Below are 23,062 nucleotides of genomic sequence, written 5' to 3' on the forward strand. Positions count from 1 at the left end.
CGAGAGAAGGCGGGAGGGGGCTTTGCAGAGGAAAGGCGTGGTCAGATGACCACGCGAAAAACTTATTTTTTGCGGCCGGTGATGCGGCACCACTCTTCTTTTTCCGCCACCGGGTCGAGGGCGAATTTATCCGCATAGGCTTCGCAAACACCTTCGGCCTGGCTTGCCAGTACGCCAGACAGGCCAAGGAAACCGCCCTCAACCGGCAGCACGCTGATTAACGGCGCCAGCTCACGCAGAGGCCCTGCCAGAATGTTAGCGACCACCACGTCGGCGCTCATGGCTTCTGGCTGATCTTTCGGCAGGTAAAGCTCAAGGCGGTCTGAAACGCCGTTGCGTTCGGCGTTATCGCGGCTGGCCTGGATCGCCTGCGGGTCGATATCAATCCCAATGGCTTTTGCTGCGCCCAGCTTCAGGGCCGCAATAGCCAGGATCCCGGACCCGCAGCCGAAGTCGATAACGGTTTTGCCGGTCAGATCCAGGCCGTCCAGCCACTCGAGGCAGAGAGAAGTTGTCGGGTGAGTCCCGGTACCAAACGCCAGGCCTGGGTCGAGCATCACGTTGACGGCGGTTTCGTCCGGCACATCACGCCAGCTCGGGCAAATCCACAGGCGTTTACCAAAGCGCATCGGGTGGAAGTTGTCCATCCATTCCCGCTCCCAGTCTTTGTCTTCGAGCTGCTCCACCTTGTGATGGAAGCCCTGGCCCAGCAAAGGGCAGTGCTCAAGGACAGCCACGACTTCTTCCATATCGGTTTCGGCGTCATACAGGCCGATAACGTCGGTGTCGCCCCAGAGGCGGGTTTCGCCCGGCAGTGGTTCAAAGACCGGCGTGTCGTGGGTGTCCTGGAAGGTGACGGAAACCGCTCCGCTTTCAATCAGCGCATCGCCCAGGCTTTCGGCGTTGCCGCCGGTGGTGTTAATTTTCAGTTGGATCCATGGCATGGCGAAACTCTTTATTTATCAGTAGTGGAAACAAGAAGGGGTTCCGGAGCGGTATGACCAAAGCGGTTACCTATCAGGAACGCCAGCAAACTTAATAGCAGCGACGGCACAATCGGGTGGAAGCCGAAGAGCTGGAGGCTAAAGCTGGCGAGCACCGCGTACAGCACGCCGCCAACAATCATGCCGCTCAGCGCGCCTGCCGCGTTGGCTTTCTCCCAGTAAAGGCCCAGCACCAGCGGCCACAGGAAAACGGCTTCAAGGCCGCCGAAGGCCAGCAGGTTGAGCCAGATGATCATCTCCGGCGGCCGCCAGGCGGCCAGCATCATCAGCAGGCCCAGCACCAGCGTAGTGGTGGTGGAGATGCGCTTCAGGCGGCTCTCCTGACGAATTTTAGCCGGACTTGCGCTGAGCCACAGGTCTTTAACGATAGTCGCCGACGCCTGCAGCAGGTGGGCGTTAACGTTGGACATAATGGCGGCCATGGGGGCGGCCAGGAACAGCCCTGCCGCCCACGGCGGAAGCACCTGCATCATCAGGGTCGGGATCACCAGATCCGGCACCGTCAGCCCGGGAATAACCGCTCTGCCCAGCGCGCCGGCGAGGTGCATGCCCAGCATCAGGATAGCAACCACAATGGTGCCGATGATAATCCCACGGTGTACGGCTTTACTGTCTTTATAGGAGATACAGCGTACAGCGGTGTGCGGCAGGCCAATAACGCCAAAACAGACCAGCACCCAGAAGGAAGTCATAAAGGCGGGCGTCAGAATGTCGCCGGCACCCTGCGGGCTGACCAGCTTTGGATCGATATGTTCCAGCGTCTGCACTGCGTTTCCCAGACCGCCTGCGGCGTGAACCACGCCAACCAGCAGCACGATGGTGCCAATCAGCATTACCATGCCCTGCATAGTGTCGTTGAGCACGCTGGCGCGAAAACCGCCAAAGGCGGTATACAGAGCGATAGTTATGCCGAAGATCAGCAGGCCGGTCTCGTACTTTATACCCGCCGCCGTTTCCAGCAGTCTTGCCCCGCCGATAAACTGCACGGCAATCGCGCCAACAAACGCGACCAGCAGGCTGACACTGGCGATCCAGACGACGGCCCGGTTCTGGTAGCGAGCCTGCAGCATATCGTTGAGGGTAATGGCGTTGTAGCGGCGCGCCAGGATAGCGAATTTTTTCCCCAGAATTCCCAGAGAAAGCCAGATCGTCGGGATCTGAATCATCGCCAGCAGCACCCAGCCGAGGCCGTACTTATAGGCGGCGCCCGGCCCGCCAATAAACGAGCTGGCGCTGATATAGGTGGCGGTCAGCGTCATTGCCAGCACAAAACCGCCCATCGAACGGCTACCGAGGAAATACTCGCTCAGGAAAGCGCCGGAGCTGCGCTGGCGCATGGCGTAAATGGAGAGGCCAAATACCGCTATCAGGTAGATAACCAGCACGGCGATGACTTCATTTTGCATGGTCATCTCCCAGAGGAATATCGCGGAAGAAGGTTCTCACCATCAGCCAGCAAAGCAGGATAAACAGCAGCGGCACCAGCAGACAGGCCATCTCGAACCAGTGCGGAAGCCCGGTGATCCCCTGAGCGCTGTCAGGTAAGTAAGCGGCCACTAACCATGCAGCAAGATAGAGCAGGGTCAGCCAGAGCGCCCAGCGCGCTTCTTTGTGGGCCTGAACAAAACGCTTGTCCATTTTTGTCCCTTGAGTTCGCGGAAAGCGGGGATTGTAACGCATCCCTCCAACAGGGGAATACAAAAAGAAAAAGGCCGGAAATCCGGCCTTTTGTCGACATGTTCAACGGAAACTTAGTGCTGAAGACCCAGTTTCTTCTCCAGATAGTGGATGTTAGTGCCACCGTGCTGGAAGTTTTCGTCGTTCATGATTTTGGTCTGCAGCTCGATGTTGGTTTTGATGCCATCGATAATCAGTTCTGCCAGGGCATTTTTCATGCGGGCAATAGCCACTTCACGAGTTTCGCCGTAGCAGATGAGCTTCCCAATCATTGAATCGTAGTACGGCGGTACGGTGTAGCCGGCGTAGATATGCGATTCCCAACGCACGCCAAAACCACCAGGCGCGTGGAAGCGCGTGATTTTGCCCGGGCTTGGCAGGAAGGTGTTCGGGTCTTCGGCGTTAATACGGCATTCCACCGCATGGCCGGTAACGTGAACGTCTTCCTGTTTGATTGACAGCGGCTGACCAGCAGCAATACGCAGCTGCTCTTTGATCAGGTCAACGCCGGTGATCATTTCGGTAACCGGGTGTTCTACCTGAATACGGGTGTTCATTTCGATGAAATAGAACTCGCCGTTTTCGAACAGGAACTCAAAGGTACCTGCGCCGCGATAGTTAATGTCGATACAGGCTTTGGCGCAGCGATCGCCGATGAATTTACGCAGCTCAGGCGTGATGCCCGGCGCTGGCGCTTCTTCAACGACTTTCTGGTGGCGGCGCTGCATGGAGCAGTCGCGTTCAGCCAGATAGATAGCGTGCCCCTGGCCATCGGCCAGCACCTGAATCTCGATATGGCGTGGATTCTCGAGGTATTTCTCCATGTACACCATGTCGTTGTTGAAAGCCGCTTTGGCTTCCGCACGGGTCATGTTAATGGATTGCTCGAGTTCCGCGTCGCTGCGCACTACGCGCATACCACGACCGCCGCCGCCGCCGGAGGCTTTGATAATAACCGGATAGCCGATGCGTTTAGCATGGGCGCGGTTTTTATCCATATCGCCGTCCAGTGGGCCGTCAGAGCCTGGTACCGTCGGTACACCGGCTTTTTTCATCGCGGTGATCGCGGAAACTTTATCGCCCATCAGGCGGATAGTTTCAGCTTTCGGGCCGATGAAAATAAAGCCTGAACGCTCAACCTGCTCGGCAAAGTTGGCGTTCTCTGACAGGAAGCCGTAGCCCGGGTGAATCGCTACCGCGCCGGTGATTTCCGCCGCAGAGATGATTGCCGGGATGTTCAGATAGCTTTTTACGGACGGAGCCGGACCGATACAGACCGTCTCATCCGCCAGTAATACGTGTTTCAGATCGCGGTCCGCGCTTGAGTGCACGGCGACGGTCTTGATGCCCAGCTCTTTGCAGGCACGAAGAATACGCAGTGCAATCTCGCCGCGGTTGGCGATGACAATTTTATCCAGCATGTTCGCCTCGTTACTCGATGACGACCAGCGGCTCGTCAAATTCTACCGGCTGACCATTCTCAATCAGGATTGCTTTCACCACACCGGCTTTATCTGACTCGATCTGGTTCATCATCTTCATTGCTTCAACGATGCACAGGGTGTCGCCAACGTTAACTTTCTGGCCCACTTCCACGAACGCTTTGGCATCAGGGCTTGGGGTACGGTAGAAGGTACCGACCATCGGGGAACGTACGATGTGACCACTGACTTCAGCAGCTGCAGGGGCTTCCATTGCTGGGGTTGCGGCTGGCGCAACGGCCTGAGCCAGACCCGGCTGTGGCTGTGGCTGGTACATTGGCGCAGCGTAAGCCTGTTGCATCATCGGGAAACCAGCGTTTGCCGGGGAGCGGCTGATACGTACAGACTCTTCGCCTTCAGAAATTTCCAGTTCAGCGATGCCTGATTCTTCAACCAGCTCGATCAGTTTTTTAATCTTACGAATATCCATGAGTGGGTTCCGTACTCTTTGTTTAGATGGATTGTGACAGGCGTTTTACCGCCGTCTGTAGTGCATATGAATAGCCATCAGCGCCTAATCCGCAGATTACGCCGACGGCCTTATCTGAAAGATAGGAATGATGGCGAAACGGTTCACGCGCATGAACGTTGCTGAGGTGAATCTCGATAAACGGGATATCCACCGCCAGTAACGCATCGCGCAGCGCGACGCTGGTATGCGTGAACGCGGCCGGATTAATCAGGATAAAGTCGACAGTGTCTTTGGCCTGATGAATTCGGTCAATCAACGCATACTCGGCGTTAGATTGCAGGTGGCTGAGCGTGACGCCAAGGCTCGTTGCCTCCGCCTCAAGCGTGTTAACAATTTCTGCTAACGTCTGGTGGCCGTACTTGTCCGGCTCCCGCGTGCCCAGCATGTTCAGATTAGGGCCATTCAAAAGCAAAATGTGAAATTCACCCGACATCGTGCTGCCATCTCCCGCAATTAGTAGGCAATTTACAAAATATACCTAAGTTTTCCGGTTGTCACCTTTTCGACCCGAAAATGGGTGTCCAAAAAAACCGAAGTCGCACATTATAACGATTTCGTAGCATTTGGCAGCTAAATACTGGTCTTATCAGGGAAGATGATCAACCGGTATCCGTACAGGGAGACCGATTGATGTTTATTCTGCGGGGAAGCACACACTCTGCGACTAGCGCCACCACTGGCGAAACTTCTTGTAGCGGAGCGCAAGAAGGATGATGGCGCCCAGCGCATAAAGCAAGGGCTGAGGGGATAAAATCTTTACCGACCAGAGGAAATGAATCGGCGCGAGGATCGCGACCAGATAGACGAAGTTATGCAGTTTCTGCCAGCGAGCGCCCAAAAATCGCTGCGCCCGTTGGGTCGAGGTGACGGCCAGTGCGAGCAGGATAACCCAGCAGATGATACCCAGCGTCAGGTAAGGGCGGCTCACCAGCTCCTGGCCCAGCAGGCCAAGATTGTTTATTCCCAGCTCCAGCAGCGAATAGCTGGTGAGGTGCAAAGATGCCCAGACAAAACACCAGACGCCAAGCAGGCGGCGGGTACGGATCAATAGCGGCTGTTTGGCGTAGCGCGCCAGCGGCGTAATCAGCAGCGTCGCCAGCAGCAGCTTGAGCGCCATTCTGCCGGTAAAATGCTGGATATCTTTCGCCGGGTCGGCGCTGAAAAGTCCCTGGCTTGCCGCGTAAAACAGCCAGACAAAGGGCAGAAACGCTGCCAGATGAAGGGCGACTTTGAGCCAGGTTATCTGTTTTACCGTCAGACGCACTCAGAAGTTCTCCTTCAAATTCAGGCCCTGGTAAAGCGAAGCGACCTGATCGGCATAGCCGTTAAACAGCAGCGTTGGCTGGCGCTTCACGTCCAGCACGCCGCCTGAACCGATAAAGCGTTCTGAAGCTTGCGACCAGCGAGGATGGTCGACGTGCGGGTTCACGTTGGCGTAAAAACCGTACTCATTCGGCGCGGCAAGGTTCCAGGTGGTGGGCGGCAGCTCACGTACCAGCTTGATGCTGACGATCGATTTAATCCCCTTAAACCCATATTTCCACGGCACCGTCAGGCGAACTGGCGCACCGTTCTGCGGCGGCAGCGCTTTGCCATAAACACCCACGGTGAGCAGCGTCAGCGGGTGCATTGCTTCATCCAGCCGCAGCCCTTCCACATAGGGATATTGCAGGCCGCCGCCGATAAATCTGTCTTTTTGACCGGGCATTTGTTCCGGGTCATAAAGTGTTTCAAAGGCAACGTACTTTGCGTTGCTGGTGGGTTCCACCATCGCCAGCAGTTTATGGAGCGGGAAGCCAACCCACGGAACGACCATCGACCAGGCTTCGACGCAGCGCATACGGTAAATGCGCTCTTCAAGCGGGAAACGTTTATAGAGGTCGTCGTGATCGAGCGTCATGGGTTTCGCCACTTCGCCGCTGATTTTGATCTGCCAGGGATCGGTTTTCAGCCCGCCGGCGTTAGCGGCAGGATCTGCTTTATCGAGGCCAAATTCGTAGAAGTTGTTGTAGCCGGTGACTTTGTCTTCCGGGGTCAGGGCCAGCTTTGCCTGATACTCCTCTGGCTTACTGAAGGTCAGGGGTTTACCGGAGGGGGCCGGGGGACGATCGTTGCCTTTGAACCAGGAAAGAATATCGGCGTTCGCCGTCCGGGGAAGCGAAAGTGCGGCGGCGCTCATGCCCAGAGCTTTCAGCACCTGACGGCGCTTCATCATAAACACGGACTCTGGCGTAACGTCGGCTTCGGTGAGCCGGGTGACCTTTTTCATGACGTTCTCCTCATAGCTATAGCTTAAGCATGACCGAGAGAAAGCGTTCCGGCGAATATGTCACGAAAAATTGAAATTTAAGGAGCGACAGAATGTCACTCCTCGGGCTACTGACAAAGTTCACTGTTCTAAAAAGGTCCGAACTTCGGCCTAATAAAAACAATGAATTATTTTCTCTGGTTTACCTCAAACACCCGAAAACCACGTTTTTCGGGTGTTTGTCATCAAGTTGAGGAGCGACAGAATGTCGCTCCTCAGGCAAACATCAGCGCACTTTTACCAGGGTTCTTCCCTGAATAGCGTTGTTAATGATGTCGCTCGCGTATTTTGGTGCTTCCGCAAGGCCAATTTCGGTGGCAGCTTGCCCATAGAATGACTCTGGCAGATCGCGTACCAGTCGTGCCCAGGCTGCCGCACGACGCGCAGGCGGCGTCATCACTGAATCGACCCCCTGCAGGCGAACGTTGCGTAGAATAAACGGCATCACGGTGGTTGGCAGCGCGAAGCCACCGGCTAAGCCGCAGGCTGCCACGCAGCCGCTGTAGTTCATCTGTGCCAGGACTTTCGCCAGCACTTTATCGCCCACGGTATCGATGGCGCCGGCCCAAAGCTGTTTTTCCAGCGGTCGGGTTTCGGCAAACTCATCGCGGCCAAGAATGCGGTCTGCGCCGAGGCGGCGAAGGTATTCATGGGTACTTTCACGCCCGGACACCGCGGCAACCTGATAGCCCAGCTTGTGCAACAGAGCGACCGCGGTGCTGCCAACGCCGCCGCTGGCGCCGGTCACAACGATCTCTCCGCTTTCTGGCTTCACGCCAGCGTCTTCCAGCGCCATGACGCAGAGCATGGCGGTAAAACCGGCGGTGCCGATGATCATCGCTTTGCGTGCGTCTAAACCTTCCGGCATGGCAACCAGCCAGTCGCCGTTAACCCGTGCGGCTTCCGCCAGGCCACCCCAGTGGTTTTCCCCTACGCCCCAGCCGGTGAGTAATACCGCCTGGCCTGGCTGAAAACGAACGTCTTCACTGGTGAGGACTTTGCCTGCAAAGTCGATGCCCGGCACCATCGGGAAATGGCGGATAATCTTGCCTTTCCCGGTAATGGCCAGCGCGTCTTTGTAGTTCAGGCCGGAGTAGTCAATCTCTACGGTCACGTTGCCTTCTGGCAGCGTGGCGTGCTCAATGGTTTTTACCTCGGCTACGGTTTGGCCTTCGGACTGTTCCAGGATTAATGCCTGCATTGGCGCTCCTCGGTCGGTATCAATGGGAAAAAAATCTTAGCAGACTATACTCCGATACTGATGTGAAGAGCCGACTTACCGCAATAAATGCCCGGAAATGACCGAGGAGTTTCGTTTGCCAGGGTGGGGTCTTTGCTATTTAATGCATCATCTTTTGGGACCAATTTCAGTGTGGTTAATGTTCACAAACCGGAGTTAACACAAGGATGCGATTAACGACGAAACTCACAGCTTTTATCACCCTTCTGACCGGGCTGGCGATTATCGCCACGCTCATTGGGTGCCTGTTAAGCTTCTACAACTCGGTCCATGACAAAACCCAGCAGCGCGTTCTGACCGTTGCCACGATCATTGATAATAAGCTGGTTTCCCGTTCGCCCCAGCAGCTCGCTGACCATTTCAGCGAACTGATGATGCCGGTAGATATTACGGAAATTCGCCTGCTGGCGAATAACATCTGGCTTTTCCAGCATACTTTACCCGAGGGCTATCGCCCCACGGGAACGCAGTACACCTACCGCACCCTCGATGTTGCCCTGATCAAGAACCCGGGGATGATCCTGAAGCTGACCTACCGCGATCCGATCTCCGTCTACTACCGCGCCATGTTTACCACTACGCCGCTGACTGCGGCCGTTGCTTTTATGCTTGTGGTGCTTTTCCTTGCCGGGCGCTGGCTCAAGCGCCAGCTTTCCGGGCAAGAGCTCCTGGAAATCAGAGCGGGCAAAATTATTAGCGGCGAACGGGGGGCGGAAGTCCGCGGTACGGTGCATGAGTGGCCGCCGCTGGTGAGCAGCGCGCTGGATACCTTACTGTCGGATTTGCAAAGCGCTGGCGAGCAGCGCAGCCGCGTCGATACCCTGATCAGGGCCTTTGCCGCCCAGGACATTAAAACCGGGCTAAATAATCGCCTGTTCTTTGATAACCAGCTGGCAACGCTGCTGGAAGGTCAGGAGCAGGTCGGCGCCCACGGCGTGGTGATGATTATCCGCCTGCCGGATTTTGAGCTGTTAAAAGACACCTGGGGCAACGGTCCGGTAGAAGAATACTTATTCACTTTGGTGAACCTGTTCTCAACTTTTGTGATGCGCTATCCCGGCGCCCTGCTTGCCCGCTATTTCCGCAGTGATTTTGCGGTTCTGCTGCCGCACCGAACCCTTAAAGAAGCGGACGGCATTGCCAGCCAACTGCTGAATTCTATTGATGCGCTGCCGCCGACCCGCATGGTGGACCGTAGCGATATGTTGCACATCGGCATTTGTGCCTGGCGAAGCGGGCAGACAAAAGAGCAGGTGATGGAGCACGCGGAGATCGCCACCCGTAACGCCGCATTCCAGGGGACAAACAGCTGGTCAGTTTACGATGACAAGCTGCCGGAGCAGGGGCGAGGCAACGTGAAGTGGCGTACCTTGCTTGAGCAGGTACTGAAGCAGGGCGGTCCGCGGTTTTACCAGAAACCGGCGATCGATCGGAACGGCAACGTTCTGCACCGCGAAATCATGTGCCGCATTTTTGACGGTGAACAGGAAGTGCTTTCGGCAGAGTATATGCCGATGGTCAGGCAGTTCGGCTTGTCTGAACAATATGACCGTCAGGTGTTGTCGCGGGTTTTACCGCTGCTCAGTTTCTGGCCGGAGGAAATGCTCGCTATTCCCGTCACCGTTGACTCGCTGATCCGTGCGCCATTCCAGCGCTGGCTGCGCGATTCCCTGATGCAGTGCGAAAAATCTAAACGCTCACGGATTCTTTTTGAACTTGCGGAGGCAGATGTATGTCAACACATCAGCCGTTTACAACATGTTGTTCGGTTAATCACCGCATTAGGGGCAAGGGTGGTGATTGTCCAGGCGGGATTAACGGTGGTCAGCACAACCTATATTAAAGAGCTGAATGTGGAGTTGATTAAGCTACATCCGGGTCTGGTCAGAAACATCGGCAAGCGTACCGAAAACCAGCTGTTTGTTAAGAGCCTGGTGGAAGCCTGCAACGGTACGCGAACCCGTGTTTTTGCTACGGGAGTGAGGACCCGCGGCGAATGGCAGACGCTGATTGATAACGGGGTGGCAGGGGCGCAGGGTGATTTTATTGCCGCATCTCAGCCGCTTGACAGTAATGTGAAAAAATATTCACAAAGATACTCGGTTTAACCTGCCGTTTGACATTATTTCACGTAGAATAACGCGCGCTGCATCTCAAGGGGGCCTGTCAGCCTGCCGACCAGATTGTCGCAGCCGTTATGAACCGGTTTGCTGCTGTTAGCTGTTTGTTTATTCTACCGCGTTTGCTGCATTTCTGAACGCCGTATCGGTAGACGTTTCAAAAGTATTACAGCCGTAGTGAACTGCACTATTTTTCACCGTTGCAGAACATTTTTGCGCCTTGTCGCTGTAGCGTGTGGTTGGTAAAGTAAGCGGATTTTGTATCCGCCCCAGCTTTCAGGATTATCCCTTAGTATGTTGAAAAAATTTCGTGGCATGTTTTCCAATGACCTGTCCATTGACCTGGGTACCGCGAATACCCTGATTTATGTGAAAGGACAAGGCATCGTACTGAATGAGCCCTCCGTCGTGGCCATTCGCCAGGACCGTGCCGGCTCCCCTAAGAGCGTTGCGGCCGTAGGCCACGATGCTAAACAGATGCTGGGCCGTACGCCGGGCAACATCGCGGCTATTCGTCCGATGAAAGACGGCGTTATCGCTGACTTTTTCGTGACCGAGAAAATGCTGCAGCACTTTATCAAACAGGTGCACAGCAACAGCTTTATGCGCCCAAGCCCGCGCGTGCTGGTTTGTGTGCCGGTCGGTGCTACCCAGGTTGAGCGTCGTGCTATCCGCGAGTCCGCACAGGGCGCGGGCGCACGTGAAGTGTTCCTGATTGAAGAGCCAATGGCTGCTGCAATCGGTGCTGGCCTGCCGGTGTCTGAAGCAACCGGTTCAATGGTGGTGGATATCGGTGGCGGTACCACTGAAGTGGCCGTTATCTCCCTGAACGGCGTGGTTTACTCCTCTTCCGTTCGCATCGGGGGTGACCGCTTCGATGAAGCCATCATCAACTACGTGCGCCGTAACTATGGCTCCCTGATTGGCGAAGCCACCGCTGAGCGCATCAAACACGAAATCGGTTCCGCCTACCCGGGCGACGAAGTGCGTGAGATCGAAGTTCGCGGCCGTAACCTGGCTGAAGGTGTGCCGCGCGGCTTCACCCTGAACTCTAACGAAATCCTCGAAGCTCTTCAGGAACCGCTGACCGGCATCGTGAGCGCCGTCATGGTTGCGCTGGAACAGTGTCCGCCAGAGCTGGCGTCCGATATCTCCGAGCGCGGCATGGTGCTGACCGGCGGTGGCGCATTGCTGCGTAACCTCGACCGTCTGCTGATGGAAGAGACGGGTATCCCGGTAGTAGTTGCAGAAGATCCACTGACCTGTGTTGCCCGCGGCGGCGGCAAGGCACTGGAAATGATCGACATGCACGGCGGCGACTTGTTTAGCGAAGAGTAACAGCCGCAGGACAGGGGGAGCTTTCGGCTGCCCCTGCTTGCTGGTTTGGGAATACGCATAGCCTATGAAGCCAATTTTTAGCCGTGGCCCGTCGCTACAGATTCGCCTTATCCTGGCGGTGCTGGTGGCGCTTGGTGTCATTATCGCCGACAGCCGCCTCGGTATGTTCAGCCAGATCCGAACATACATGGATACTGCCGTCAGTCCTTTCTATTTTGTCTCTAATGGTCCCCGTGAACTGCTCGACAGCGTGTCTCAGACGCTGGCGTCACGCGACCAGCTGGAACTTGAAAATCGGGTTTTGCGTCAGGAGTTAATCCTGAAAAACAGTGAATTGCTGATGCTGGGTCAATACCGGCAGGAGAACGCGCGTCTGCGCGAGCTGCTGGGGTCTCCGCTGCGTCAGGATGAGCAGAAAATGGTGACTCAGGTCATCTCTACCGTTAACGATCCTTACAGCGATCAGGTGGTTATCGACAAAGGCAGCGTCAACGGTGTTTACGAAGGTCAGCCGGTGATCAGCGATAAAGGCGTTGTCGGCCAGGTTGTCGCGGTGGCGAAACTGACCAGCCGGGTGCTGCTGATCTGCGATGCAACCCATGCGCTGCCTATTCAGGTACTGCGTAACGATATTCGCGTGATTGCCGCCGGTAACGGCTGCACTGACGATCTGCAGCTGGAACATCTGCCGGCCAACACTGACATTCGCGTCGGTGACGTGCTGGTGACCTCCGGTCTGGGCGGCCGTTTCCCTGAGGGCTATCCGGTTGGCGTGGTGTCATCGGTTAAGCTTGATACTCAGCGTGCCTATACCGTGATTCAGGCTCGTCCTACCGCGGGCTTGCAGCGTCTGCGTTACCTGCTGCTGCTTTGGGGCGCGGATAAAAACGGTTCGTCGCCAATGCCGCCTGATGAAGTTCACCGCGTAGCAAACGAACGGCTGATGCAGATGATGCCTCAGGTTCTGCCGCCGCCGGGATCAATGGGTCCACCTGCTCCGGTGCCTGCGCCAGCAACCGGTATTACCACCCCGCCTGCTACGGGAGCACAGTAGTGGGAAGTTATCGTAGCCAGGGCCGTTGGGTTATCTGGCTTTCATTTCTGATTGCTCTGCTGTTGCAGGTAATGCCCTGGCCGGATGACCTGAAGTTTTATCGGCCAGATTGGGTCTTATTGATTCTTCTGTACTGGATTTTAGCCCTGCCACACCGCGTAAACGTTGGAACGGGTTTTGTTGTGGGGGCCATACTCGATTTGATCAGCGGCTCGACGCTTGGCGTACGCGCTCTATCATTATGTATTGTGGCTTACCTGGTGGCGCTGAAGTACCAGCTTTTCCGTAATCTCGCCCTTTGGCAGCAGGCGCTGGTCGTTATGCTGCTCTCGTTAGTCACCGATATCATTGTTTTCTGGTCAGAATTTTTAGTCATTAACGTCTCTTTCAGACCGGAAGTGTTCTGGAGTAGTGTAGTTAACGGTATCCTGTGGCCCTGGATTTTCCTGTTAATGCGCAAAGTTCGCCAGCAATTCGCTGTGCAATAAAGGGTAAACATGACTACGTTGTATCTGGCATCCGGTTCGCCTCGCCGTCAGGAACTGCTGACCCTGATGGGCGTCGCTTTCGAACGCCTGGTTCCAGGCATTGAAGAACAGCGGCAGCCGCACGAAAGCGCGGAGCAGTATGTTCGCCGTCTGGCCCGTGAAAAAGCGCAGGCTGGCGTGACGCTGGCCGCCAAAGATTTGCCAGTGCTGGGTGCAGATACGATAGTTATCTTTAACGGTGAAGTGCTGGAAAAGCCGCGTGATACTGAGCATGCTGCACAGATGCTGCGCCTGCTTTCAGGGCATCAGCATCAGGTAATGACGGCGGTGGCTATCGCCGACGCGAATCAGGTGCTGGAAGCTTTAGTGGTGACTGAAGTGACGTTTCGCAGCTTATCCGAACGGGATATTGCCGACTATATTGCCAGCGGTGAACCGATGGACAAAGCCGGTGCCTATGGCATTCAGGGCGCCGGCGGCTGTTTCGTCAAACGGATCAATGGCAGTTATCATGCAGTGGTGGGATTACCCCTGGTGGAAACTGGTGAGTTGCTGAGTAATTTTCACGCGCTGCGTGACGGACGAGGAAAAGATGACGGCTGAACTATTAGTCAACGTTACCCCATCAGAGACGCGGGTAGCCTATATTGACGGTGGCATACTGCAGGAAATTCATATTGAGCGCGAAGCGCGCCGCGGAATAGTAGGGAATATCTACAAAGGTCGCGTTAGCCGGGTATTGCCTGGAATGCAGGCGGCGTTTGTAGATATTGGCCTGGATAAGGCGGCTTTCCTTCATGCTTCCGACATCATGCCGCATACCGAATGCGTCGCGGGTGAGGAGCAAAAGAATTTCAGCGTGCGCGACATCGCCGAACTGGTTCGTCAGGGGCAGGATTTAATGGTGCAGGTGGTGAAAGATCCGCTCGGCACTAAAGGCGCTCGCCTGACTACCGACATCACTCTCCCTTCCCGTTATCTTGTCTTTATGCCCGGTGCTTCACACGTTGGTGTTTCCCAGCGCATTGAGAGCGAAGCCGAGCGCGAGCGCCTGAAACGCATCGTTAATGAATATTGCGATGAGCAGGGCGGCTTTATCATTCGCACCGCGGCTGAGGGCGTGTGTGAGGAGGATTTAGCCTCCGATGCAGCGTACCTGAAGCGCGTCTGGACCAAGGTGAGCGAGCGTAAAAAGCGCAATCAAACCCGCTATAAGATGTATGGCGAGCTGGCGCTGGCGCAGCGCGTGCTGCGTGATTTTGCCGATGCGGCGCTGGACCGTATTCGCGTGGATTCGCGCCTGACCTACGAAATGCTGCTGGAGTTTACCGCTGAATACATGCCGGAGATGACCAGCAAAATCGAGCATTACAGCGGTCGGCAGCCCATTTTCGATCTCTATGACGTTGAGAACGAAATCCAGCGTGCGCTGGAGCGTAAAGTGGAGCTCAAGTCCGGCGGCTATCTGGTTATCGACCAGACTGAGGCGATGACCACGGTAGACATTAACACCGGTGCGTTTGTTGGCCACCGCAATCTCGACGATACGATTTTCAATACCAATATCGAAGCCACCCAGGCCATCGCGCGCCAGCTTCGGTTACGGAATCTGGGCGGTATCATCATTATCGACTTTATCGATATGAGTAATGAAGATCACCGCCGCCGCGTGCTGCATTCCCTCGAGCAGGCGTTGAGTAAAGATCGGGTGAAAACTAGCATTAACGGTTTCTCGCAGCTGGGTCTGGTAGAGATGACCCGCAAGCGTACACGTGAAAGCGTAGAGCATGTACTCTGCAACGAATGCCCGACCTGCCACGGCCGCGGTACCGTAAAGACGGTCGAAACGGTCTGCTACGAAATCATGCGTGAAATCGTGCGTGTGCATCACGCTTACGATTCCGACCGTTTTCTGGTCTATGCTTCTCCTGCGGTGGGGGAAGCGCTGAAAAGCGAAGAGTCTCACGCGCTGGCCGAAGTAGAAATCTTCGTGGGTAAACAGGTCAAGGTCCAGATCGAGCCGCTCTATAATCAGGAGCAGTTCGACGTCGTAATGATGTAAGTGTGCGGATGCGCGCTTTGCCCGTAAGGCTGACAAGGAGAGAAAGGTGAGGCGACTGCCCGGCATTCTGCTGCTCACAGGCGTAACGTTGGTTGTTATCGTCGCGCTGCTGGTGAGTGGCCTGCGGCTCGTTTTGCCGCACCTGAATGCGTGGCGGCCCGCGCTGCTCGATAAAATTGAGGCGGCTACCGGCGTGCCGGTTGAGGTCAGCAATCTGGAGGCGAGCTGGCAGAACTTCGGGCCAACGCTCGATGTCCGCGATATTAAGGCCGGCCTCAAGGACGGCGGCACGCTGAGCATCAAACGCGTCACGCTGGCGTTAGACGTCTGGCAAAGCCTGCTGCACGCACGCTGGCAGTTTCGCGATCTGACCTTTTACCAGCTGCAGATGCGCACCAATACGCCGCTCAGCCAGAACGGCAGCAATAGCACGCTGGAAGCGGATAAAATCAGCGATCTTTTCCTGCGCCAGTTCGATCACTTCGATCTTCGCGACAGCTCCCTTAGCTTTCTGACGCTCTCCGGCCAGCGCGCCGAACTTTCTATTCCCCAGCTCACCTGGCTAAACGGCACAAACCGCCACCGTGCGGAAGGCCTGGTGAGCTTATCCAGCTTCAACGGGCAGCATGGCGTGGCCAACGTGCGCATGGATCTGCGCGATGAGAACGGCATTCTCAACAACGGAAAGGTCTGGCTTCAGGCCGACGATGTGGACGTGAAACCCTGGCTGGGTCGCTGGATGGAAGACAATGTCGATCTGAAAAGCGCCCGTTTTAGCCTCGAGGCCTGGATGGACGTGAAGGACGGAGACATTAGCGGCGGCAGTATCTGGCTGAAAAAAGGCGGGGCCAGCTGGCCGGGCGTCGACGGCGTTACGCATACGCTTTCGGTCGACAATCTTACCGCGCAGGTCAGCCGCAATCAGTCTGACTGGCAGCTTTCTGTCCCTTCCACCAATATCACGCTTGACGATCAGGCCTGGCCTAAAGGCTCACTCACGGTTGCCTGGATAGCGCCGCAGCAGGTTGGCGGTCGTCAGGGCCAGCGCAGCGACGAGCTTCGCGTACGCGCCAGCAATATGGAGCTTGCAAGTTTTAACGGACTGCTGCCGATAGCCGCCAAAATCTCGCCTGAGTTTGGTGACATCTGGACTTCGCTTCAGCCTAAGGGCCACATTGATGTGCTGGCCGTGGATATTCCGCTTCAGCAAACTGAGCAGACCCGCATGCAGGCACGCTGGAATGACGTGAGCTGGAAGCAATGGAAGCTGTTACCGGGCGTAGAGCATTTCTCCGGTTCGGTCACGGGCAGCGTCTCGAACGGGCAGATGAACGCTCTGGTGGCCGACGCCAAAATGCCTTACGAGACCGTCTTCCGTGCGCCGCTTGAGATTGAGAAAGGGGCGGCTACGCTTGGCTGGCAGAAAAACGCGGATGGCTTCCAGTTAGACGGCAAGAATATTGACGTTAAGGCTCGCTCCGTCTGGGCTCGCGGCGATTTCCGTTACTTCCAGCCGACCAGCGGCGACCCGTGGCTGGGGATTCTGGCCGGCATCAGCACCGATAACGGCGCGGACGCCTGGCGCTATTTCCCGGAAAATTTGATGGGCAAAGAGCTGACGGACTATCTTAGCTCGGCGATTCAGGGCGGCCAGGCCGACAGCGCCACGCTGGTCTACGGCGGCAACCCGCATCTCTTCCCCTACGAGCATAACGAAGGCCAGTTTGAGGTCTACGTTCCGCTCCGCAACGCCAAATTTGCCTTCCAGCCGGACTGGCCAGCGCTTGAGAATCTCGATATTACCCTCGACTTCATTAATAACGGGCTGTGGATGAACAGCAATGCGGTCAAGCTGGGCGGCGTCACGGCGACTAACCTGACGGCGAACATCCCGGATTACGCCAAAGAAAAGCTGCTGATCGATGCCGACATTAACGGGCCGGGCAGTGCGGTAGGACCCTATTTCAAAGATACGCCGCTGAATGATTCGCTTGCCGCCGCGCTGGATGAGCTCCAGATTGGCGGGGATGTGAACGCTCGCTTACATCTTGATATCCCGCTGACCGGGGAAATGACGACCGCCAAAGGTGACGTCCGGCTCGACAACAATACGCTGCTGATCAAACCGCTGAACAGCACGCTGCATAACCTGAGCGGCAAATTCAGCTTTACCAACGGTGATCTGCAGAGCGAAGCGATGAGCGCCAGCTGGTTCAATCAGCCTGTCAGCCTGAACTTCAACACCAAAACCGGCGACAAAGATTACCAGATTGGCGTCAACCTGAGCGGCGACTGGCAGCCTGATAAAACTGGCGTTCTGCCAAAGCCGGTCAATGACGCCGTCAGCGGGAATGTCCCGTGGAAAGGCGACGTAGGCATTACGCTGCCTTACCATGGAAGCGCCAGCTACAAGGTGAATCTGGCGGGTGATCTAAAGAATGTGAGCAGTCACTTACCTGCTCCTGCCGACAAAAAAGCCGGGACGGCGCTGCCGCTGAATATTGCCGTGAAGGGCGACCTGAAGAGTTTCTCGCTTACCGGTAACGCGGGCGCGCTAAATCACTTTTCCAGCCGCTGGCTGCTGAATAAAAAGCTTACCCTTGACCGGGCTATCTGGGCGACAGACAGTAAAACCGTGCCGCCTCTGCCGGAGCAGCAGGGCGTCGAGCTCGATCTGCCTGAGATGGACGGCGCTCAGTGGCTGGCGCTCTTTAGCGGAGGCGCGGTTGACAGCGTTGGCGGCGCAGCGGCATTCCCGTCCGCCATCACTCTGCGTACGCCCGCGCTGACCCTTGGGGGTCAGCAGTGGCATAACCTGAGCCTGATTTCTCGCCCGGGGATGAACGGCACCCAGGTTGAGGCTCAGGGCCGTGAAATTAACGCCTCCCTCAGCATGAAGAACAATGCTCCCTGGCTTGCCACCATCAAATATCTCTACTTCAATCCAGCCTGGAGCGTCACCCCGGGTGGGGATGGCGGCTCAGCCGCGGTTCAGATCCCGGAGAACAGCGATGCAATTAGCTTCCGAGGCTGGCCTGACGTGCAGCTGCGCTGCGCGGAGTGCTGGCTCTGGGGGCAGAAATACGGCCGCATTGAAGGGGATGTGACGATCAATGGCGATACGCTGCAGCTGGCCCACGGGCTGGTGGATACCGGTTTTGCTCGCCTGACCGCGGACGGCGAGTGGGTGAATAAGCCGGGTACCAGACGCACGTCGCTAAAAGGCAAGCTGAAGGGCGATAAGCTGGACGCCGCGGCCAACTTCTTTGGCGTGAAAACGCCGCTGCAGGGCTCCTCCTTCGACGTGGATTACGATCTGCACTGGCGAGCGGTACCGTGGAAGCCGGACGAGGCTTCGCTCAATGGCATCCTGCATACCAGGCTGGGTAAAGGGCAGATTACCGATGTCAGCACCGGCCATGCGGGTCAGCTGCTGCGGCTGGTCAGCTTTGATGCGCTGCTCCGTAAGCTGCGCTTTGACTTCAGCGACACCTTCGGCAGCGGCTTCTATTACGACTCTATTCGCAGCACGGCATGGATAAAAGACGGCGTTCTGCATACTGACGATACGCTGGTGGATGGCCTGGAGGCCGACATTGCCATGAAAGGCTCGGTGGATTTAGTTCGCCGCGAGCTGAACATGGAGGCGGTGGTTGCGCCTGAAATCTCCGCTACCGTCGGCGTTGCCGCCGCCTTTGCCGTTAACCCGATAGTCGGTGCCGCAGTGTTTGCGGCCAGTAAGGTGCTTGGTCCGCTGTGGAGTAAAATTTCGGTCCTGCGCTACAGCATTACCGGCCCGGTGGACAAACCGCAAATTAATGAAGTGCTGCGCCAGCCGCGCACCGGTGAAGCCCACTGATTTGACGTTAGCGGTGAATTGCCGCAAGCTCCATAAATAAACCATTCCTCGCCCAGCGGGCGATAAGCAATAAGAGTAGCGAAACGATGAGTCTTAACCTGGTAAGTGAGCAGTTGCTGTCTGCGAATGGCTTAACCCATCAAGATCTGTTTTCCATCCTCGGCCAGCTGTCCGAGCGCCGTCTCGACTACGGCGATCTCTATTTCCAGTCCAGCTATCACGAATCCTGGGTGCTGGAAGATCGTATTATTAAAGACGGCTCATGGAATATCGATCAGGGCGTTGGCGTTCGTGCGGTTAGCGGTGAAAAAACCGGGTTTGCCTACGCGGATCAAATTAGTTTGCTGGCGCTGGAGCAAAGCGCCCATGCCGCGCGCAGTATCGTTCGCGAGCAGGGTGACGGGCGCGCCCGCACGCTGGGCAACGTTCCGCATAGCGCGCTTTATACCAGCGTTGACCCGCTGACCAGCATGACTCGTGAAGAGAAGCTCGACATTCTGAGACGCGTGGACAGCGTCGCGCGCGCTGCAGATGCTCGCGTTCAGGAAGTGAGCGCCAGCCTGACGGGCGTTTACGAGCTGATTCTGGTGGCGGCTACGGACGGAACCCTAGCGGCGGATGTTCGTCCGCTTGTGCGTCTGTCGGTGAGCGTGCAGGTGGAAGAAGACGGCAAGCGCGAGCGCGGTGCAAGCGGCGGCGGCGGTCGTTTTGGCTATGAATATTTCCTGGAAAGCGTGAGCGGTGAAGTTCGTGCTGATGCCTGGGCGAAAGAGGCTGTACGCATGGCGCTGGTGAACCTGTCAGCCGTAGCCGCACCGGCAGGGATGTTGCCGGTAGTTTTGGGCGCGGGCTGGCCTGGTGTCCTGCTGCATGAAGCGGTCGGTCACGGCCTGGAAGGCGACTTTAACCGTCGCGGCACCTCGGTCTTCAGCGGCCAGATGGGCCAGCTGGTGGCATCAGAGCTGTGTACCGTGGTGGATGACGGCACGATGGCTAATCGCCGTGGTTCCGTTTCCATTGATGACGAAGGCGTGCCGGGCCAGTACAACGTGCTGATTGAAAACGGCATTCTTAAAGGCTACATGCAGGACAAGCTCAATGCTCGCCTGATGGGCGTTGCGCCGACGGGGAACGGCCGCCGTGAGTCCTACGCTCACCTCCCAATGCCGCGCATGACCAACACCTACATGCTGGCGGGCAAATCCACGCCGCAGGAGATTATCGAGTCCGTGGACTACGGTATCTTTGCGCCAAATTTCGGCGGCGGGCAGGTTGATATCACCTCCGGCAAGTTTGTGTTCTCCACTTCAGAAGCCTATCTGATTGAAAAAGGGAAGGTCACTAAGGCGGTAAAAGGGGCAACGTTAATTGGCTCCGGCATTGAAACCATGCAGCAGATCTCGATGGTCGGTAACGATCTGGCGCTGGATAACGGCGTCGGCGTCTGCGGCAAAGAGGGGCAGAGCCTGCCGGTTGGCGTCGGCCAGCCAACCCTGAAGGTCGATAACCTGACCGTGGGCGGTACCGCTTAAGTTCATCTGGCAGCCGGGCTCTAACCCCGGCTATTGCCCGGTGACAAACAGCCGAAAAACGTGGTTTTCGACTGTTTGAGGTAAACCACAGAACATTATTCTTTGTTCTTATTAGGTTGGATATCTGTCTTTTAAGAGCAGCAAACTTTGTTAGCAGTTTCAGGCCGGGCTAGCCCCGGCTGTTTTCATTTCTCGCCCGCACACCCTGAAAAAGCTGCGTGACCCTGACGAAATAATCCGTCAGATAGTTAAGGCAGACCTCCACCTTGAGCGGCAGCTTGTCTTTTTCGGTATACAGCGCGTAAACCGGGCGAGGATCGGACTGATAGCGAGGGAACAGGATCTCAAGCTCCCCGCTGTTGATCTCGTCGATCACCCACATCAGCGGTGCAAAACCTACGCCGGCGCCGGCTTTAAGCCAGCGGCTTAACGTCATTGGATCGTTGGTGACAAAGCGCCCATGCGGGATCACTTTGGTTGAAATTCCTTCCGGCGCGATAAGCTCAAACTCATTATGCGGACGCACGCTGTATTCTAGCCAGGAGTGGTTAGCCAGGTCTGCGGGTTTCTCCGGCGTACCGTGGAGCTGGAGGTAGCTTTTCGCGGCGCAGACCACCATCGGCATCGAGCCCAGCTTGCGTGAAAACAGGCTGGAATCCTGCAGGGCACCAACGCGAATCACCAGATCCAGGCCGTCGGCAATCAGGTCGGGAAACGGTATGCCGGTAACCAGATTGACGGTCAGCCCGGGGTACTCTTTCAGCATGTCGGTCGTCATGTCGGCGAGGACATTCTGTGCCATAGTGGAAGAGCTACCGATGCGCAGCGTGCCTATCGGCGTGTTGTTAAAGGCGTATAGCTGCTCGTGGACCTCCTGCGCCTCGTGCAGCATTTTACGGCAACCCTGATAATAAATTTTACCTGCTTCGGTGAGACCGATGCTGCGGGTGCTGCGGTTTAGCAGCTTTACCTGCAGCTCATCTTCCAGTTTTGAGACGATCTGGCTGATGGAAGAGACGCTCATTTGTAGCTGCCTTGCGGCGGCGGTGTAGGAGCCAAGTTCAACCACTTTGGCAAACACCGACATGCGTTTAAGTCGTTCCATTGTTCACTCTGAGTGAAAAGTGATTTAGATCACATATTATAGATAACGGGGTAACAGTTACGTTAATATATTATTATTAACATAGCTCATACCGCACGCTCGCCCGCCTTTTCTGGCCTCTCCGTCGCGGTTTGTCGCCGAGTTATGTATCGCCTGCATTATCTTATCAAGGTCAAAATGAGTCTATTTCCGGTAATCGTAATATTCGGTCTTTCGTTTCCGCCGATATTTTTCGAATTAATCCTGTCGCTCGCGGCGTTCTGGCTGGCGCGTCGGCTGCTGACCCCGACCGGCATCTATGATTTTGTCTGGCATCCCGCATTATTCAATACAGCGCTCTATTGCTGTCTTTTCTATCTGATTTCGCGTTTGTTCGTTTGAGGTTGATGTGAAAATACTAACAAGAAACATAACCCGTACCGCTATCACGCTTTTGCTGGTGCTTCTGGCTTTCATCGCTATTTTCCGCGCATGGGTGTTTTACACCGAATCCCCGTGGACGCGTGACGCGCGCTTCACCGCTGACGTGGTCGCTATAGCGCCGGACGTCTCTGGCCTTATCACTAGCGTTGACGTACAGGACAACCAGCTGGTGAAAAAAGACCAGGTGCTGTTTACCATCGACCAGCCTCGCTATCAAAAAGCGCTCGAACAGGCCGAGGCGGACGTGGCCTACTACCAGGCGCTGGCCTCTGAAAAGCGCCGTGAAGCCGGAAGACGCAACACGCTTGGGATTCAGGCGATGTCTCGCGAAGAGATAGACCAGTCGAACAACCTGCTGCAAACCGTGCTGCATCAGCTGGATAAAGCGCAGGCGACGCGCGACCTGGCCAAACTCGACCTGCAGCGCACGGTGATCCGCGCGCCAGCAGACGGCTGGGTGACCAACCTCAATGTCCATACCGGCGAATTCATTAACCGGGGCGCAACGTCCGTAGCGCTGGTGAAACAGAATTCATTCTACATTCTTGCCTACATGGAAGAGACCAAGCTTGAAGGCATTCGGCCGGGCTACCGCGTGCAGATTACGCCGCTTGGTAGCAATCGCATCCTACGCGGCAGCGTTGACAGCATCTCTGCCGGGGTGACTAACGCCAGCAGCACCAGCGACTCAAAGGGGATGGCAACGGTTGACTCCAACCTTGAGTGGGTTCGTCTTGCTCAGCGTGTGCCGGTCAGGATCCGCCTCGATGAGCAGATGGGAAATCTCTATCCTGCCGGTACTACCGCGACCGTTGTGGTCACCGGCGAAAAAGACCGTAAAGCGGAAAATGACTCGGCGTTTATCAAGCTGATGCATCGCCTGCGCGAGTTCGGTTGAG

General features: G+C 56.2%; 20 protein-coding genes. 10 read left to right on the plus strand and 10 right to left on the minus strand.

Translation table 11 applies throughout. The features are described from left to right. Window positions 1-62: 62 nt before the first annotated feature. From prmA to acuI, 9 genes are all read right to left on the minus strand, one after another. Window positions 63-944: a 50S ribosomal protein L11 methyltransferase gene (prmA, locus tag EL098_RS01420; RefSeq protein WP_126354335.1), complete on the minus strand. Its 882-nt coding sequence runs from the start codon at window positions 942-944 to the stop codon at window positions 63-65. Window positions 945-955: 11 nt separating this feature from the next. After that, window positions 956-2,410, minus strand: a complete 1,455-nt coding sequence (gene panF / locus EL098_RS01425; protein ID WP_126354336.1) for a sodium/pantothenate symporter — start codon at window positions 2,408-2,410, stop codon at window positions 956-958. Further along, the gene (locus tag EL098_RS01430) at window positions 2,400-2,642 is read right to left on the minus strand and encodes a YhdT family protein (RefSeq protein WP_126354337.1); all 243 of its coding nucleotides are present in this window, start codon (window positions 2,640-2,642) and stop codon (window positions 2,400-2,402) included. Before EL098_RS01430 ends, panF begins: the two co-directional genes overlap by 11 nt. 113 nt (window positions 2,643-2,755) lie before the next feature. Then, entirely contained in the window at window positions 2,756-4,102 is a 1,347-nt protein-coding gene (accC, locus tag EL098_RS01435) for an acetyl-CoA carboxylase biotin carboxylase subunit (RefSeq protein WP_045784153.1), read from the minus strand. A 10-nt stretch (window positions 4,103-4,112) separates the two neighbouring features. Continuing rightward, window positions 4,113-4,592: an acetyl-CoA carboxylase biotin carboxyl carrier protein gene (gene accB, locus EL098_RS01440; protein ID WP_008454913.1), complete on the minus strand. Its 480-nt coding sequence runs from the start codon at window positions 4,590-4,592 to the stop codon at window positions 4,113-4,115. Window positions 4,593-4,614: 22 nt separating this feature from the next. Next, entirely contained in the window at window positions 4,615-5,067 is a 453-nt protein-coding gene (gene aroQ, locus EL098_RS01445; protein ID WP_126354338.1) for a type II 3-dehydroquinate dehydratase, read from the minus strand. A gap of 231 nt (window positions 5,068-5,298) precedes the next feature. Continuing rightward, window positions 5,299-5,898, minus strand: a complete 600-nt coding sequence (gene msrQ, locus EL098_RS01450) for a protein-methionine-sulfoxide reductase heme-binding subunit MsrQ (RefSeq protein WP_126354339.1) — start codon at window positions 5,896-5,898, stop codon at window positions 5,299-5,301. Beyond that, window positions 5,899-6,903, minus strand: coding sequence for a protein-methionine-sulfoxide reductase catalytic subunit MsrP (msrP, locus tag EL098_RS01455; RefSeq protein WP_126354340.1), 1,005 nt, complete (start codon window positions 6,901-6,903; stop codon window positions 5,899-5,901). A 265-nt stretch (window positions 6,904-7,168) separates the two neighbouring features. Further along, the gene (acuI, locus tag EL098_RS01460; RefSeq protein WP_126354341.1) at window positions 7,169-8,143 is read right to left on the minus strand and encodes an acrylyl-CoA reductase (NADPH); all 975 of its coding nucleotides are present in this window, start codon (window positions 8,141-8,143) and stop codon (window positions 7,169-7,171) included. 206 nt (window positions 8,144-8,349) lie between these two features. Between acuI and csrD the strand changes: the two genes are divergently transcribed. From csrD to tldD, 8 genes are all read left to right on the plus strand, one after another. Next, the gene (gene csrD, locus EL098_RS01465; RefSeq protein WP_126354342.1) at window positions 8,350-10,290 is read left to right on the plus strand and encodes an RNase E specificity factor CsrD; all 1,941 of its coding nucleotides are present in this window, start codon (window positions 8,350-8,352) and stop codon (window positions 10,288-10,290) included. Between the two features lie 306 nt (window positions 10,291-10,596). Beyond that, the gene (mreB, locus tag EL098_RS01470) at window positions 10,597-11,640 is read left to right on the plus strand and encodes a rod shape-determining protein MreB (RefSeq protein ID WP_000913396.1); all 1,044 of its coding nucleotides are present in this window, start codon (window positions 10,597-10,599) and stop codon (window positions 11,638-11,640) included. Between the two features lie 64 nt (window positions 11,641-11,704). Further along, window positions 11,705-12,694, plus strand: coding sequence for a rod shape-determining protein MreC (gene mreC, locus EL098_RS01475; RefSeq protein ID WP_126354343.1), 990 nt, complete (start codon window positions 11,705-11,707; stop codon window positions 12,692-12,694). After that, window positions 12,694-13,182, plus strand: a complete 489-nt coding sequence (gene mreD, locus EL098_RS01480) for a rod shape-determining protein MreD (protein ID WP_126354344.1) — start codon at window positions 12,694-12,696, stop codon at window positions 13,180-13,182. Before mreC ends, mreD begins: the two co-directional genes overlap by 1 nt. Window positions 13,183-13,191: 9 nt before the next feature. Beyond that, window positions 13,192-13,785 carry a Maf family protein gene (locus EL098_RS01485; RefSeq protein ID WP_126354345.1) on the plus strand — a complete coding sequence of 198 codons (594 nt, stop codon included), beginning with the start codon at window positions 13,192-13,194 and terminating at the stop codon, window positions 13,783-13,785. Continuing rightward, window positions 13,775-15,244, plus strand: a complete 1,470-nt coding sequence (gene rng / locus EL098_RS01490; protein ID WP_126354346.1) for a ribonuclease G — start codon at window positions 13,775-13,777, stop codon at window positions 15,242-15,244. Before EL098_RS01485 ends, rng begins: the two co-directional genes overlap by 11 nt. Before the next feature lie 46 nt (window positions 15,245-15,290). Beyond that, a complete protein-coding gene (gene yhdP / locus EL098_RS01495) occupies window positions 15,291-19,103 on the plus strand; it encodes an AsmA2 domain-containing protein YhdP (RefSeq protein ID WP_126354347.1) in 3,813 nt (1,270 codons plus the stop codon). Window positions 19,104-19,189: 86 nt separating this feature from the next. Further along, on the plus strand, window positions 19,190-20,635 hold the full coding sequence (tldD, locus tag EL098_RS01500) for a metalloprotease TldD (RefSeq protein WP_126354348.1): 1,446 nt from the start codon (window positions 19,190-19,192) through the stop codon (window positions 20,633-20,635). A gap of 169 nt (window positions 20,636-20,804) precedes the next feature. Here tldD and aaeR read toward each other — a convergent pair whose 3' ends face one another. Then, window positions 20,805-21,740 carry an HTH-type transcriptional activator AaeR gene (gene aaeR, locus EL098_RS01505; RefSeq protein WP_126354349.1) on the minus strand — a complete coding sequence of 312 codons (936 nt, stop codon included), beginning with the start codon at window positions 21,738-21,740 and terminating at the stop codon, window positions 20,805-20,807. Between the two features lie 177 nt (window positions 21,741-21,917). Between aaeR and aaeX the strand changes: the two genes are divergently transcribed. Together aaeX and aaeA are read left to right on the plus strand one after the other, a co-directional pair. Then, window positions 21,918-22,121 (plus strand): p-hydroxybenzoic acid efflux pump operon protein AaeX, encoded by a 204-nt coding sequence (gene aaeX, locus EL098_RS01510; protein WP_008454892.1) that lies wholly within the window; start codon window positions 21,918-21,920, stop codon window positions 22,119-22,121. A gap of 7 nt (window positions 22,122-22,128) precedes the next feature. Then, window positions 22,129-23,061 (plus strand): p-hydroxybenzoic acid efflux pump subunit AaeA, encoded by a 933-nt coding sequence (gene aaeA / locus EL098_RS01515; RefSeq protein WP_126354350.1) that lies wholly within the window; start codon window positions 22,129-22,131, stop codon window positions 23,059-23,061. Window position 23,062 lies beyond the last annotated feature (1 nt).

Origin of the sequence: Cedecea lapagei, assembly GCF_900635955.1 — a bacterium.
GTDB lineage: Bacteria > Pseudomonadota > Gammaproteobacteria > Enterobacterales > Enterobacteriaceae > Cedecea > Cedecea lapagei.

Excerpts from the sequence above, each read along its gene's own strand:
- EL098_RS01430 (WP_126354337.1), bottom strand. The coding sequence starts at position 2,642 with ATGGACAAGCGTTTTGTTCAGGCCCACAAAGAAGCGCGCTGGGCGCTC.
- mreC (WP_126354343.1), top strand. The coding sequence starts at position 11,705 with ATGAAGCCAATTTTTAGCCGTGGCCCGTCGCTACAGATTCGCCTTATC.
- mreB (WP_000913396.1), top strand. The coding sequence starts at position 10,597 with ATGTTGAAAAAATTTCGTGGCATGTTTTCCAATGACCTGTCCATTGAC.
- accB (WP_008454913.1), bottom strand. The coding sequence starts at position 4,592 with ATGGATATTCGTAAGATTAAAAAACTGATCGAGCTGGTTGAAGAATCA.
- aaeX (WP_008454892.1), top strand. The coding sequence starts at position 21,918 with ATGAGTCTATTTCCGGTAATCGTAATATTCGGTCTTTCGTTTCCGCCG.
- panF (WP_126354336.1), bottom strand. The coding sequence starts at position 2,410 with ATGCAAAATGAAGTCATCGCCGTGCTGGTTATCTACCTGATAGCGGTA.
- msrP (WP_126354340.1), bottom strand. The coding sequence starts at position 6,903 with ATGAAAAAGGTCACCCGGCTCACCGAAGCCGACGTTACGCCAGAGTCC.
- acuI (WP_126354341.1), bottom strand. The coding sequence starts at position 8,143 with ATGCAGGCATTAATCCTGGAACAGTCCGAAGGCCAAACCGTAGCCGAG.
- aaeR (WP_126354349.1), bottom strand. The coding sequence starts at position 21,740 with ATGGAACGACTTAAACGCATGTCGGTGTTTGCCAAAGTGGTTGAACTT.
- csrD (WP_126354342.1), top strand. The coding sequence starts at position 8,350 with ATGCGATTAACGACGAAACTCACAGCTTTTATCACCCTTCTGACCGGG.
- EL098_RS01485 (WP_126354345.1), top strand. The coding sequence starts at position 13,192 with ATGACTACGTTGTATCTGGCATCCGGTTCGCCTCGCCGTCAGGAACTG.
- tldD (WP_126354348.1), top strand. The coding sequence starts at position 19,190 with ATGAGTCTTAACCTGGTAAGTGAGCAGTTGCTGTCTGCGAATGGCTTA.
- accC (WP_045784153.1), bottom strand. The coding sequence starts at position 4,102 with ATGCTGGATAAAATTGTCATCGCCAACCGCGGCGAGATTGCACTGCGT.
- prmA (WP_126354335.1), bottom strand. The coding sequence starts at position 944 with ATGCCATGGATCCAACTGAAAATTAACACCACCGGCGGCAACGCCGAA.
- aroQ (WP_126354338.1), bottom strand. The coding sequence starts at position 5,067 with ATGTCGGGTGAATTTCACATTTTGCTTTTGAATGGCCCTAATCTGAAC.
- rng (WP_126354346.1), top strand. The coding sequence starts at position 13,775 with ATGACGGCTGAACTATTAGTCAACGTTACCCCATCAGAGACGCGGGTA.